The sequence below is a fragment of the Vulgatibacter incomptus genome (genome assembly GCF_001263175.1).
Classification (GTDB): Bacteria; Myxococcota; Myxococcia; order Myxococcales; family Vulgatibacteraceae; genus Vulgatibacter; species Vulgatibacter incomptus.
The window spans coordinates 2,808,367-2,821,812 of sequence record NZ_CP012332.1 but is presented as its reverse complement, the minus strand read 5'-3'; the positions used below and the strand labels follow the sequence as shown (position 1 = coordinate 2,821,812).

At 70.2% G+C, this 13,446-nt stretch carries 7 protein-coding genes; 6 read left to right on the top strand and 1 reads right to left on the bottom strand.

Features of this window, described 5'->3' with window-relative positions; all coding sequences use genetic code 11:
- Positions 1 to 51 precede the first annotated feature (51 nt).
- The 5 genes from AKJ08_RS11805 to AKJ08_RS11785 all read left to right on the top strand — a co-directional run bounded on the left by AKJ08_RS11805 (position 52) and on the right by AKJ08_RS11785 (position 7,937).
- Positions 52 to 1,332 carry a metallophosphoesterase family protein gene (locus tag AKJ08_RS11805; protein ID WP_050726250.1) on the top strand — a complete coding sequence of 427 codons (1,281 nt, stop codon included), beginning with the start codon at positions 52 to 54 and terminating at the stop codon, positions 1,330 to 1,332.
- On the top strand, positions 1,329 to 4,472 hold the full coding sequence (locus AKJ08_RS11800; RefSeq protein WP_050726249.1) for an AAA family ATPase: 3,144 nt from the start codon (positions 1,329 to 1,331) through the stop codon (positions 4,470 to 4,472). The genes AKJ08_RS11805 and AKJ08_RS11800 overlap by 4 nt, the downstream gene beginning before the upstream one ends.
- 135 nt (positions 4,473 to 4,607) lie before the next feature.
- Positions 4,608 to 5,948, top strand: a complete 1,341-nt coding sequence (gene mgtE, locus AKJ08_RS11795) for a magnesium transporter (RefSeq protein WP_050726248.1) — start codon at positions 4,608 to 4,610, stop codon at positions 5,946 to 5,948.
- A gap of 30 nt (positions 5,949 to 5,978) precedes the next feature.
- Positions 5,979 to 7,055 (top strand): hypothetical protein, encoded by a 1,077-nt coding sequence (locus tag AKJ08_RS11790; protein WP_157370634.1) that lies wholly within the window; start codon positions 5,979 to 5,981, stop codon positions 7,053 to 7,055.
- Positions 7,056 to 7,937: a S1C family serine protease gene (locus AKJ08_RS11785; protein ID WP_050726246.1), complete on the top strand. Its 882-nt coding sequence runs from the start codon at positions 7,056 to 7,058 to the stop codon at positions 7,935 to 7,937.
- Positions 7,938 to 7,958: 21 nt separating this feature from the next.
- On the opposite strand, the gene AKJ08_RS19340 is transcribed toward AKJ08_RS11785, so the two are convergent.
- Entirely contained in the window at positions 7,959 to 10,439 is a 2,481-nt protein-coding gene (locus AKJ08_RS19340) for a PAS domain-containing sensor histidine kinase (protein ID WP_050726245.1), read from the bottom strand.
- A gap of 183 nt (positions 10,440 to 10,622) precedes the next feature.
- Here AKJ08_RS19340 and lon point away from each other — a divergent pair, with 183 nt between their 5' ends.
- The gene (gene lon, locus AKJ08_RS11775; RefSeq protein WP_050726244.1) at positions 10,623 to 13,397 is read left to right on the top strand and encodes an endopeptidase La; all 2,775 of its coding nucleotides are present in this window, start codon (positions 10,623 to 10,625) and stop codon (positions 13,395 to 13,397) included.
- Positions 13,398 to 13,446 lie beyond the last annotated feature (49 nt).

The window sequence follows — 13,446 nt, the reverse complement described above, 5'->3', positions numbered from 1 at the left end:
TCGCGATCGCGGCCCGGGGGGATGTCAGGGGGCCGATGTAGGCTGCCCGGCATGTCGACGTTCACCTTCCTCCATGCGGCGGATCTCCACCTGGACACGCCCTTCGAAGGGCTCGGGGCCCAGCGCCCGGAGCTAGCGGAGGCCTTGCGCGAGGCCTCGCTCCGGGCTTTCGAGCGGCTGATCGACCTCGCCCTGGAGCGCCGGGTCGCCTTCGTCGTCCTGGCGGGGGATCTCTACGACGGCGCGGAGCGGGGCGTCCGTGCGCAGCTCGCCTTTCGCCGCGGGCTCGAGCGGCTCTCCCGTGCGGGGATCGCCGCGCTGATCGCGCACGGGAATCACGATCCGGTGGACGAGGGGTGGGGCGCGATCGCCTCCTGGCCGTCGCTCGTCCACGTATTCGGCTCGAAGGCGGTCGAGTCGGTGCCGATCGTCCACGAAGGGAACCGGATCGCGACCGTCCACGGGATCAGCTTCGGCACCCGGTCGGAGCGGGAGAACCTGGCAGCGCGGTTCAGGCGGGGCCCGGAGGCGGGCCTCCACGTCGGCGTGCTCCACTGCAACGTGGACGGGCAGCCGGGGCACGATCCCTACGCCCCTTGTTCGACGGCGGATCTGACGGCGGCGGGCCTCGACTACTGGGCGCTGGGGCACGTCCACGCCGGACGGGTCCTCCTCCGCGGCAGGACCTGGGCCGCCTACTCTGGCAACTTGCAGGGCCGCAGCTTCAAGCCAGCGGAGCAGGGCGCCAAGGGTGCGCTGCTAATCCACGTCGTGGACGACGCGGTCGCGGAGGTCGAGCCGTGCCCGCTGGCGCCGGTGAGGTTCTCCACCGTGACGGCGGACATCGACGGTCTCGAGGATCTGCCGGCCCTGGAGAGGCTTTTGCTCGACGAGGCCCAGGGGCTGTCCGAGACACCCGGTTGCGAGGGGCTGATGTTGGCCGCGAAAGTCGTCGGCCGCGGCCCGCTCCATCGGAGCCTCGTGGGCCGGGAGGAGGCGCTTCGCTCGGCGCTCGAAGACGCGACCCAAGGGCGGCGCCCCTGGATTCGCTGGGAGCGCCTCGAGAGACGCACCTCGCCGGAGGTCGAGAGAGAAGTGCTCGTGCAGCGCGCGGATCTCGTCGGCGGGATCCTGCGGCGCCTCGACGCCATCGCGGCGGATCTTGAAGCTGGTTCCGGGGCCGTCGGTCGGGCGATGATCGAGTCCCTCGAGCTGCCTTTGCGCGGCGGCGCCCTGCGAAACCACGTGCCGCCCATCGCGGACGACGAGATCGCCGCGCTGCTCGAGAGCGTCGAGAGGGACGCCCTCGACCGGCTGGAGGTGGAGGCGTGATCCTTCGCGAGCTCCGCATCGACGGCTTCGGACTGCACCACGATCTTTCCCTCGAGCTCTCGCCGGGGTTGAACCTGGTGACGGGGCCCAACGAGGCGGGAAAGACCACGCTCCACGCCTTCGTGCGCGGGATGCTCCACGGCTTTCCGACCGGCCGATCCGCCGAGTCGAAGCATCCGCCGCTCGCTGGCGGCGTCCACGGCGGCACCTTGGTGGTGGAGGCGGACGAGGGGCGTTTCGCGATCCACCGGGCCGTGGGCGGGCGCCGGACGCTGCGGGTGGAGGGGCCCGACGGCAGGGAGGGCGGGGAGGCGCTCCTGCGCGCCCTCCTCCGGAACGTCGACGCTCCGCTCTACAGGAGCGTCTTCGCCTTCGGACTCGACGAGCTGGCGGACCTCTCGGGCCTCACCGGCTCGGAGATGGAGCTCAGGCTCTTCGATACTTCGCTGTCTGGCGCGGGACGCTCGGCGACGGCGCTGGTCGGCGAGCTCGAGCTCGCCCGGGACGCCGAGCTCTCCGCACGAAAGGGGAGGGTGCGGGAGCTCGCAGGGCGCCTCGACGAGCTGGACCTGGAGCTCAAGGCGGCCCGGAGCCGGTCGCGGCAGTATCGGGAGCGGCTCGACGCCGAGGCGGATGGGGCGGCTCGCCTGGAGGCACTGAAAGCCTTGCTCCGCACGGCGAGGGCGGACGTCGCGCGGCGGGACGCGCTTGTTGCTCTGTGGCCCCAGGAGCTCCGACGCCGGGAGGCCGAGGGGGTCCTCGCGGAGCTTCCCCCAGAGCGGAATGGGGATGCTCGGACAGGCGAAGTCCTCGCCAGGCTCGACGCGTTGGACGGGCGCCTTCGGGACCTCGAGATGACGGGCGCTGCGGCCGAGCGGGAAGCGGAGCGGCTCGGCCACACGATTGAAGCGCTACGGCCCGATCCTCGCCTCGTGGGGTTGGAAGGGAGGGTGAAGGGGCTTCTGCGGGAGGCGCGCCTCCAGGCCGACCGTCGAGAGCGGCTGCCGGCCCTCGCTGCGACGATCCATCGGCACGAGGAGACCGCCGCTGCCCTCTTCGCCAGCCTGGGGCCGGGATGGAGCGAGGACCGGGCGCGCGCGATCGATCGCTCGCTGCCGCGCAGGGAGATCATCGAGCGCTTCGGCGCCCGGCTCCGCGAGCTGGAACGGCGCCGAGCGGAGGCGTCCGCGCTCGAGGCGAGGGCGCGGAGCGAGCTCGAGCGGGCATCGGCGGAGCTCGCCCAGCGGCGCGACGCGCTGAACGCCATCGAGGAGCCGCCCACCCTCGCTGCCCTCGATCGCCAGGGTGGCGCCCTCGCCGAGCTGCGTGCCGCGCGACTCGAGCTCGAAGGCGCCGCGCGAAGGCTCGACGAGCTCGGCGCGGCGCCAACCGCAGGTGGGGCGCTCCCACCTGCGGGGGCGCTCCCGTGGGTGGGAGCGGCTGCCTTCCTCGCCGTGGCGCTCGCCGCCCTAGTCCGCGGGGAGTGGGCGGTCGGAGCCGTCGCCGGGGCGGCAGCGTTGGCCTTCCTCGCATTCGGCATCCAGAAGGCCAAGGGTGCGAAGGCCGGGGCATCCCGCGGGCAGTCCCGTGCCGAGGCGGAACGGCGCCTTGCCGCGATCGAGGCCGCCATCGACGCACACGCCCGAGCGGCCGGGCTCGGCGGCGAAGCCTCCGCTGCAGCGATCGAGGCGGCGGCGGAGGCGCTCGGGCGCTACAGGCTCTCGCGGACCCGATGGGACGACCGCCAGGACGACCTCCGTCGCTCGAAGGTCGCGGAAGAGCTCGCCGCCCGCGAATGCAGGAGGGCCGAGGAGGCCCTGGCGGCCGCCGACGAGGCCGCGGGAGCGCTCCACGGCGAGTGGATCGAGCACGTGGGCGATCTGGCGGGAGCTGGAGGCCCGTTCGGGCCCGAAACCGCCCGTGAGCACCTCCTCCGGCTGGACGAGGCGGTCCAGGCCGTCGACGCCAGGGCGAGGGAGCAGGCCGAGCACCGGCGGATCGCCGACGCCGTATGGGCGTGGGAGGAGGCGGTCGCGGCTGTCCTGGGAGAGGCCGGGACGGCGGCCGAGAGCGCTACGAGCGGCGCGCGCGGCGCCTCGGAGGAAGGCCTCGCCAGACTCTCGGCGTCCCTCGAGGCCGAGCAGAAGCGAGGCGAGGAGCGACGCCTCCTCGAATCCAGGCAGGAGCGGCTCCGCGAGGAGGCCGAGGTTGCCCGCAGAGAGATTGAGCGGCTGGAGGCCGAGCGAAGGGAGCTCTTGTCGGAGGCCGGTGTGGAGGATCGGGCTGGCCTAGCCCGGCGGGTGGACGAGGCTCGCCGCCGGGAGGCGGCGCTGCAGGAGCGTCGGAGCGCGGGGCGGGCCATCGACGAGACGCTCGGGTCTGGAGAGGACGCGGCTGCAGCCCGTGCCGCCCTGGAGACGGGCGAGAAGGCGAGATGGGAGGACGAGCGGGTCCTCGCCGTCGCGGCGGTGGAGGAGGGCGAGGCCGAGGTGGAGGCGCTCGCGAGGGAGCTCGCCCTCCTTCGCCGGGAGCGGGAGGAGCTGGAGCGATCCGGGGACGTGCCCCGCCTCTCGGCCGAGAGGGAGCAGGTCCAGACGGAGCTCTCCGAAGCCGCGCGGAGGTGGAGGAAGGCGGTCCTCCTGCGGCAGCTCCTCCTCGATTCCCTCGAGGAGCTCCGACGGGAGCGGCAGCCGGCGGTGCTCCGCCACGCCGGCGAGGCCTTCGCCCGGATCACGGGCGGGCGCTACGTCGGCGTCCTCCAGACCGTGGAAGGCGATGGAGTGGAGGTCCTGGACGGCCGGGGCCGCCGGGTTCCCGCGTCCGCGCTGAGCCGGGGCACCCGGGAACAGCTCTACGTCTGCGTCCGCCTCGGGCTGGTGGCCGCCTTCGCGGAGCAGGGGACGAGGCTCCCTCTTCTCATGGACGACGTGGTGGCGAACTTCGACCCCGAGCGGGCCGCGGCGACGGCGGCGGTCCTCGCGGACTTCGCGGGCGCACACCAGGTCCTCTTCTTCACCTGCCACCCGCACACCGCCGAGCGGCTCCTCTCCGTCGATCCGTCGGCTCGGCACCTCGCCCTCGCGCCATCTTGGTCGGGAGCCGGACCGGCCGATGGACGTCCGGCTCTCGCGGCTTCGTGAGCGTCGGTCGACCCGGGTCGAACCCGCTCGACCGAGATCGTCATCTCCCCACGCCGTTCGCCTTGCGGTGGAAGGGCAGCGGCGTTAGCTTCCGCGTCATGCCGACGTGTTGCGTAATGGACGGGGGTGGCTCAAGTGCGGCCCGTCCCCTCGACCCTTCCCGATTCGGAATCGATCCGCGCTGACGACCTGCGCGCGGTCTGGCCGATCCTCAGCGCAGAGGATCGCGCCGAAGGCTTCCTCCTCCTCCCCCGAGACGACGCCGAGGAGTTCTTCCTCGAGCTGGATTCGCACGATCACGCGGCGCTGCTCATGGCGGTGCCTCCGAACGCGCGGAGGCTCTGGCTTCGGTACCTGGCACCGGACGACGCCGCGGACGCGATCCAGCAGCTCGAGCCGGAGGAGCGCGGAGAGCTCCTCTGCCTCCTGGACGACCTCGCCCGCAACGAGGTGAGCGGCCTGCTGGCCTATGCCGACGACGCGGCGGGCGGCCTGATGAGCCCCCGCTTCGCCCGCGTGCGTCCGGACGCCACGGTGGACGAGGCCATCGCCTACCTGCGCCGCCAGGCCCGGAACCAGCAGATCGAGACGGTCTACTACGCCTACGTCCTCGACGGGATGCAGCGCCTCCTGGGCGTGGTCTCGTTCCGCGAGCTCTTCGTCGCGTCTCCCGAGAAGCATGTCTCGGAGGTGATGAAGACCGAGTTCATCTCGCTCCCCGAGGACATGGACCAGGAGGCCGTCGCCCGGATCTTCGCCCAGCGCGATCTCATGGCGCTGCCGGTGCTCGACGCCGAAGGGCGGATGAAGGGCATCGTCACGGCCGACGACATCGTCGACGTGGTCGAGGAGGAGGCCACCGAGGACATCCAGAAGCTGGGCGGCATGGAAGCCCTGGACATGCCCTACCTGCGCACGCCCTTCGGCGAGATGGTGCGCAAGCGGGCAGGGTGGCTCGCCGCCCTCTTCCTCGGCGAGATGCTCACCGCCACCGCGATGGGCCACTTCGAGGACGAGATCGCCAAGGCGGTGGTGCTCGCCCTCTTCGTCCCCCTGATCATCTCCAGCGGTGGAAACTCGGGCTCGCAGGCCACCACCCTGGTCATCCGTGCGATGGCCCTCGGGGAGCTGCGGATCCGCGACTGGTGGCGGGTGATCCGACGTGAGCTCGCCTCCGGTCTCTCTCTCGGCGTGATCCTGGCGTCCATCGGCTTCGCCCGGATCGTGATCTGGGAGCACGCGTTCCACTCCTACGGCGAGCACTATCTGCTGGTGGCCGGAACGGTGGCCTTGAGCCTCATAGGCGTCGTGACATGGGGAACGCTCGCGGGATCGATGCTCCCGTTCCTCCTCAAACGCATCGGCTTCGACCCCGCCAGCGCGTCCGCGCCGTTCGTCGCCACCCTGGTCGACGTCTCGGGCCTCGTCATCTACTTCACAGTTGCGCAGGTGATCCTCTCTGGTACGATGCTCTAGTAACTTAGAGTGAAAGTATCGGAGGGGTTCATGTCTCGCGTTGCGTCGCTGGCAGCCGTCGTCTCATTTTGTCTCGCGCCCGCTGTCTCGATGGCGGCCGACTGGAGTGGCACCTTCCCCTCCCCGGCCGTCGCGAGCTATTTCGAGGGCGGAGAGCATCCCGTGCTGGTGGCTGCGGCCGGCGCACCCTCGGATGAGCTCTCGTCGGCGGCCGGCGCCCTCGAGGCGTCCCTCCGCGCTTCGCCGTCCTTTCCCCTCGTGATGGACGCGAAGTCTCTCGGTGATCTCTCGAATCTGGACGACGCCGCGATCGTCGCGAAGTGCAAGAACCTGCCCGTGACCCGCATCGCCATCGTGCGGGTGTTTCCCGGTGCCAGGGAGCCCTCCGCCGTGGTCACCGTCTACTCCAAGGGCGGCGACGCGCTCTCGGGCTTCTCCGCCAAGGCCGGGACGGTCCTCGCGGCCCAGGAGGAGGGGCCGAGCAGCGGCGTGAACCGCGGCGTCGCCGCGGCGGTCTCCACCATGGCCGACCAGGGGTCCAAGTCGAACGCCGCAGCCCAGGAGGAGTACGAGAAGAGCTTCATCTGGTTCCAGGACCTGGTCGCGATCAACGTCCAGACCGGCGGCGTCGTCGGCTCGTCCACCATCCCCTACCAGGGCAAGTACAAGAAGCCGCTGGACGGCGCCGCCTTCTACGAGGTGGTCGAGCGTCCGGACCTCGCGAGCAGCTACCGTACCCGCCAGATCCTGCGGTGGAGCTTCATCGGTGCCGGAGCCGCGGGCGTCCTCGTCGGCCCCATCATCATGGTCTCTGGCCTCTCGTGTGACGACCCGCTCTCGGATGCCTGCGACAAGAAGCAGAGCCGGGCGCTCACGACCGGCGCAATCGTCGGGGGGACCGGTCTGGTGCTGGTACTGGTGGGCAACCTCATCAGCCCCCACCCCGTCGACGCGACCGTAGCCCGTGAGCTCGCCGACCAGCACAACACGAGGCTGAAGGAGAGGCTGGGCCTGGCCAGCCGCGAGCAGCCCAAGGGCAATCCGGTGCACGCGAGCCTCTTCGCCACCCGTGACGGCGGCGGCCTCTCGCTCCAGGGCAACTTCTAGATGTCCCGCGGCGCATCGAGCGCGCCCACGATCTGGCGATCGCCCCGTACCCTCGGGGCGCTTGCTGCGCTCGCCTCGGTGCTCACCGCTTCCGGCGTCCCCACCTCGTCGCGTGGGGACGCTCTCGCCGAGCTGGAACGTCAGCAGCAGGAGCTCTTCCAGCTCGTCGCGCCCTCGGTGGTCTTCATCAGCCGCGGTGACGCGCTCGGCTCGGGCTTCTTCGTCTCGGACTCCGGACTGATCCTCACGAACGCCCACGTCGTGGGGAAGTCGAAGACCGTCACCGTGCTGCTCAATGACGGCGCCAGGCTCCAGGGCGAGGTCGTCGAGCGCGCCGCGGACGATGTCGATCTCGCGCTCGTCCAGGTAGGAATCCGGGGAACCCGCCCCCTCCCCCTAGGAGGCGGATCGCTTCAGGTCGGGAGCTGGGTGGCCTCTGTGGGCCACGGGCTGGGTGGCGCCTGGACCTTCACCACCGGGATGGTGTCCAACATCTATCCCCTCGGCGCGGAGCGGCCGGTCTTCCAGACGCAGATCCCGCTCAACCCGGGCAACTCCGGTGGCCCGGTCGTGGATCGGGCTGGGCGCGTGGTCGGGATCGTGACGGCGGGGATCGAGAAGTCCAACAACGTCAACTTCGCGATCCGCGTGGAGCTGGCGCTCCAGAAGCTCGCGGGCCTCGCTCCCTTCTGCAATTGCCTGTTGATCGAGATCCCGGCCGGGACGCCCGTCTACGTCGACGGAAAGCTCGCAGGGAAGGGTCCCCGGATCCTCGTGCCCGCCAGCGCCCCGCATCGCTTCCGCATCCAGGCCGTGATCGGCACGGCCATGAGGGAGCTGGAGGCGGCCTGGCCGGAGGAGCGCATCATCAAGCTCGAGTGACGCGCAATTCTTCACGAGCTCTCAAGGCGCCGCCGAGGTCGGCAGCGTGAACTCGAAGGTCGAGCCGCGCCCTGGCTCGCTCTGGACGCCGACCTCGCCGCCGTGGGCCTGGACGATCCCCTTCACGATCGCGAGGCCGAGGCCCGCGCTCTCCTTGCTTCCCCGCCGCGCCTGCCAGAACGCGTCGAAGATGTGGGGGATCTCGGACTTCGGGATGCCGGAGCCCGTGTCGTTCACGACGAAGCGGACGCCCTTCTCGGCGGAGCCGGCCTGAATCGAGACCTTGCCGCCCGACGGCGTGAACTTGATCGCGTTGCCAATGAGGTTGGCGAAGACCTGCGGGATCCGCTCCCGATCGGCGAGGACCTCGGGGAGCCCGTCGGCGGCGCTGCCTTCGAGCCGTAGCCCCTTCTTCTTCGCTACGCCCCGATAGAGCTTCAGCGCGTCCTCCACGAGGGACGAGGCCGGAGTAGGGACGGGCGAGATGACCATCTTCCGGATCTGCATCCGGGTCACGTCGAGGAGATCGTCCACCAGTCGGTTCGCCCGATGGGCCGCGCGGAGGATCACCTCGAGGTTCTTGCGGTCGTGGTCCCTCTTCTCGTCGTCTGCCGCGCGCAGGAGTCGCTCGGTGGCGATGGAGATGATCGAGAGCGGACCCCGGAGGTCGTGGGAGACGATCCCGAGGACCTCGTCCCGCACGTGCGCCGATCGCCGGGCCTCGCCGTAGAGGCGGGCGTTGTCGATCGCGAAGGCGGCGATGGTGGCCAGCTCTCGGGCCGCCGCGAGATCGTCGGGGCCGAAGCGCCGAGGCGAATCGCCGGTGATTCCGAACGACAGCGCGCCGAAGACGCCCTGCCGCGCCTTCAGGGGGACGAACATCAGCGAACGGAGCTCGAGGCTGCGCAGCAGGCGGAAGTGCTCCTCGTCGACCGCCGCAGCCCGCTCCCAGAGCAGGCTCGCCTCCGGGACCAGCTCGGCCTCGCCCATGGCCAGGGCCCGCCCGACCCCGACCGAGCCGGGAGCCGAGAAGCGGAACCGCCGGAGCTCCCTCAGGCGCTCCTCCTTCTCGACGTCGACATGGGCCTCGGCCACCTGGTGCGAGAAGTCTCCGTCGAGCATCACCAGGTTGCAGAAGTCGCCGAGCATCGGGATCGCGATCCGCGGGAGCTGGCGGAGGACCTCGTCGAGCTCGAGGCTCGCCATGAGCCGGTGGCTCGCCTCCGAGACGAAGCGCTTCCGCTCCTCCTGGGCCTTGCGCGTCGAGATGTCTCTCCAGATCGTGGAGAACGTCTCGATTTCTCCGTCCTCCCCGCGCTGGGCCATCAACACGGCGGAGACGGGGATCTCGCGGCCGTCGTGTGCGAGCGCGACGGTCTCGCCCACCCATCGGCCGTCGCGGATCAATTGGGGGAGCGCCTCGTCGAGCAGGGTGCGTGACGCGCCTTCCGGATGCAGCTCGAAGACGTCGTGCTCGTTGAGATCCTCCGCGGGGCCGAGCCCCATCAGCTCCCGGCCCGCCTGGTTCAGGAACAGGAGCTTCCCGTCCGCGTCGGCGACCCCGATGAAGTCAGGCGTGAGGTCGGCCACGGCGGCGAGGCTTGTCTCCCGCTGGCTCGCGAGCCGCTTCTCGGTGACGTCGCGGAAATAGACTGACAGCCCCGCCTCGGAGGGAAATACCCGGACGTCGAACCAGCGGTCCGACTTCGACTCGAAGAGCTCGAACTCCACCGTGGCGCCCCGATCGCGCGCCTGGAAGAAGGAGCGATGGATGATCGTCCCCACCGACCGGGGAAAGAGCTCCCAGATGTTTCGACCGATCGCCGCGTCCCGCGAGGTGTTCAGATATTCCTCCGCGTGGTGGTTCAAATAGACGAATCGCCACTCCGGATCGAGAGCGATGAAGGAGTCGGTGATGCTCTCCAATACCCCCTCGATCTGCTTGCGCGCCTCTTCGGCCTCGCGACGGGCCGCCTCCTCGTCGGCGAATCGATCCTCCGTTTCCCGGCGGCGCTCGACGAGGGCCTTCTCGAGGACCTCGATCCTCGTCTCGAGCCCGTGCTTGATCGACACGTCCTCGATCGCCGCCAGGGCCGCGTGTCGACCCTCCGCCTCCTGAAGGGGAAAGACGCTCACCCGTCCCCAGGTCTCGCGGCCGTTCCGGGACTGGAGGCGCCTCTCGACGAGCAGGCCCGTCCGGTGCTCCCGAAGCACCCGGGCGAAGAGCTCGCGATCCTTCCTCGCGCTCGGGGAGATCGTGAAGTCCAGGAGGTGCCGGCCCACGATCTCGTCCGATGGGCAGCCGAGCAGCTTCTGCAGGATCGGGTTCGCCTCGACGACCTTTCCGTCCCGATCGAGGACGGCGATGCCCGCAATCTGGGCCTCCTCCAGCGATCCGGCCTCGAGGTTCGAGGTCCACGCCGCGCCCGCGGTCTCGCGAGGATGCGGTGGACGCGCCGCCTCATCTGGCGGTCCCTCGATCGTCACTCCGTGGTCGCCCAACTGCGTCTCCCCCCGAAGACAAAGCAGCCGCCTTCTCGATCGGTCGCATATCCCGCGAACGATTGCCATCCCGCCCATGGGGGAGTCGGCAGACTTCCGTCCCGCGCCCCCGATTGGCGTGCGGTCGCATGCCCCAACCCGGCGAAGGTGGCCACCCCGCATTTGGGGTCCCATCGTTCGATCATGAGCGAACAGGAGCCACCCCAGACTCCACGCGAGTTGCCCGTCCTGCCGATCCGCGGGGCGGTGGTCTTCCCCCTGGCCGTTGTGCCGATCTCGGTCGGACAGGAGCGAAGCATCCAGCTCGCCGAAGAGGTGATGCACACCGACCGGCTGATCGCGATCGTGGCCCAGCAAAACGAGGACGCCTCGCCCGCGGAGCCGGACGACCTCTACCGCGTCGGGACCTCCGCCGTGGTCCGCCAGTTCCATCGCACCGACGCGGGCACGATCCAGCTCGTGGTCCAGGGCCTCGGCCGGATCCGGATCGACGACTATGTCTCCACCGAGCCCTACATGGTCGCGAAGGTCTCGGATGCGCCCGAGGAAGGAGGGGCGGGGAAGACGGAGCTCGAGGCCCTGACCCGCACCGCGCAGGATCTCTTCTCCCAGCTCGCCCAGCACACGCCCGAGCTCCCGGACGAGCTCGCCCTCGCGATGCGGGCCTTCGACGATCCGCTGCAGGTGACCTACCTCCTGGCGACGACGGTCCCCCTGCCGACGCCGGTGCGACAGGACCTCCTCGAGCTCGACTCGGTCGCGGTGCGTCTCCAGCATCTCGTCGAGCTGATCCAGAAGGATCTCGCGGTCCGGGAGCTGGAGCAGAAGATCGTCGACGAGACGAAAGTGAGGATATCGGACACACAGCGTGAATACGTCCTCCGCGAGCGGATCCGCGCGATCCAGGAGGAGCTCGGGGAGTCGGGCGGGGAGGGCCAGCAGCTCCGCAAGAAGATCGAGGAGGCGGGGCTGAACGAGGAGGCGAAGCGCGAGGCGGATCGGGAGCTCTCGCGCCTGGAGGGGATCCCCGAGGTCTCGCCCGAGCACGGGATGATCCGGACCTGGCTCGAGTGGATCGCGGCGATGCCGTGGAAGAAGACCACGGGCGGTCCGATCGACCTCGACGAGGCCCGGATGATCCTCGATCGGGACCACTACGACCTCGACAAGATCAAGGAGCGCCTCGTCGACTACCTCGCGGTGAAGAAGCTCCGGGACGAACGCAGGGTCGGAGCGGAGCCGTCGACCGCTCGCGAGAAAGGCGGCGAACCGTCCGGGAAGCCCACCGGGAAGCCTGCCGAGAAGCCCGCAGGCAAGCCGGTCGGAAAGCCGAATGGGACGACCGGGACGGTGATCGCGACGGGAGCCCCCACGGAGGGCGCAGAGGCGGCGGTGGAGCGGGCCGCTAAGGCGGCGATGGAGGCCGCGAAGGAATCCGCGAAGGGATCGGCGAAGGAAGAAGCAAAGGCGGCGGCAAAGGAGGCCGAAGAGAAGGCCGAAAAGAAGGCCGCGAAGGAAGCCGGGGAGGAGGCCCCGTCTGACGAGAAGCCCGGCAAGAAGCCGGCCAAGGGTCCGGAGAAGAAAGAAGGCTTCGTTCCCACCGCGCTCCAGCGTCCCCTCCGCCGCGAGCCGATCCTCTGCTTCGTCGGCCCGCCAGGGACCGGCAAGACCTCCCTGGGTCAATCGATCGCCCGCGCCCTGGGCCGGAAGTTCGTCCACGCCTCGCTAGGCGGGATCCACGACGAGGCCGAGATCCGCGGCCACCGAAGGACCTACATCGGCGCGCTCCCGGGCCGGATCGTCCAGTCCCTTCGCCGCGTCGGTGTCTCCGATCCCGTCTTCATGCTCGACGAGGTCGACAAGCTCAGCGCCAGCTTCCAGGGGGATCCGTCCGCCGCCTTGCTGGAGGTCCTCGATCCCGATCAGAACTCCGAATTCGTGGACACCTACCTCGGCGTTCCCGTGAACCTCTCGCGGGTGCTCTTCATCTGCACCGCGAACACCACCGAGCCCATCCCTCCGGCGCTCCTCGATCGAATGGAGGTGCTCCGGCTCGCGGGCTACACCGAAGAGGAGAAGGTGCAGATCGCCGTCCGCCACCTCCTGCCCCTGGAGCTGCGGAGCAACGGCCTGGACGCCGAGGAGGTCGAGCTGGACGACGACGTCCTCCGAAAGGTGATTCGCGAGTACACGCGCGAGGCGGGCGTCCGCAACCTCGAGAGGGAGCTCGCCACGATCCTCCGCAAGTCGGCGCGGCGGATCGGCGAGGGCAAGCCCACTCCCATCGCCGTCCTTCCCGACGAGCTGCACGACTTCCTCGGACCCAGGCGCTTCTTCGACGAGCTCGCCGAGCGGGTGGACCGGCCCGGCGTCGCCACCGGCCTCTCGTGGACCCCCGCCGGCGGCCAGACCCTCTTCGTCGAGGCCACGATGATGCCCGGCCGGAAGGAGAAGCTGATCCTCACGGGCAAGCTCGGGAGTGTCCTGAAGGAGTCGGCACAGGCGGCGCTCTCCTGGCTCCGCTCGAACGCCACCCGCCTCGGGATCGAGCCCGACATCTTCCTGCGGAGGATCGTCCACGTCCACGTGCCGTCCGGCGCCATCGCCAAGGACGGGCCTTCGGCCGGCGTCGCGATCCTCGCGGCCCTCGTGTCGCTGGTCAGCGGGGTCGCCCTGCGGCCCGACGTGGCCATGACCGGAGAGATCACGCTCCGCGGGAAGGTGCTCCCCGTGGGAGGGATCCGCGACAAGGTCCTGGCCGCCCATCGCGCGGGCATTCCCGTGGTGATCCTCCCCCGGCGCAGCGAGGGAGCCCTGGAGGAGCTCCCGAAGGAAGTCCGTGACGACATGCACATCGTGCTGGTCGACACCGTCGACGAGGTCCTCGCCGAGGCGCTCCCCGCGGTGAAGGCCGAGGAGGAGGCCGAGGGGGAGGAGGCGGCGCCCGATCTCATGTGATCGCGCGACGCCTCTCATGGTGTATCCTCGGAGCCCTACTCCAGACTTC

Coding starts and splice junctions, on each gene's coding strand:
- AKJ08_RS11805 (WP_050726250.1), top strand. CDS start 52: ATGTCGACGTTCACCTTCCTCCATGCGGCGGATCTCCACCTGGACACG.
- AKJ08_RS11790 (WP_157370634.1), top strand. CDS start 5,979: ATGTCTCGCGTTGCGTCGCTGGCAGCCGTCGTCTCATTTTGTCTCGCG.
- AKJ08_RS11785 (WP_050726246.1), top strand. CDS start 7,056: ATGTCCCGCGGCGCATCGAGCGCGCCCACGATCTGGCGATCGCCCCGT.
- lon (WP_050726244.1), top strand. CDS start 10,623: ATGAGCGAACAGGAGCCACCCCAGACTCCACGCGAGTTGCCCGTCCTG.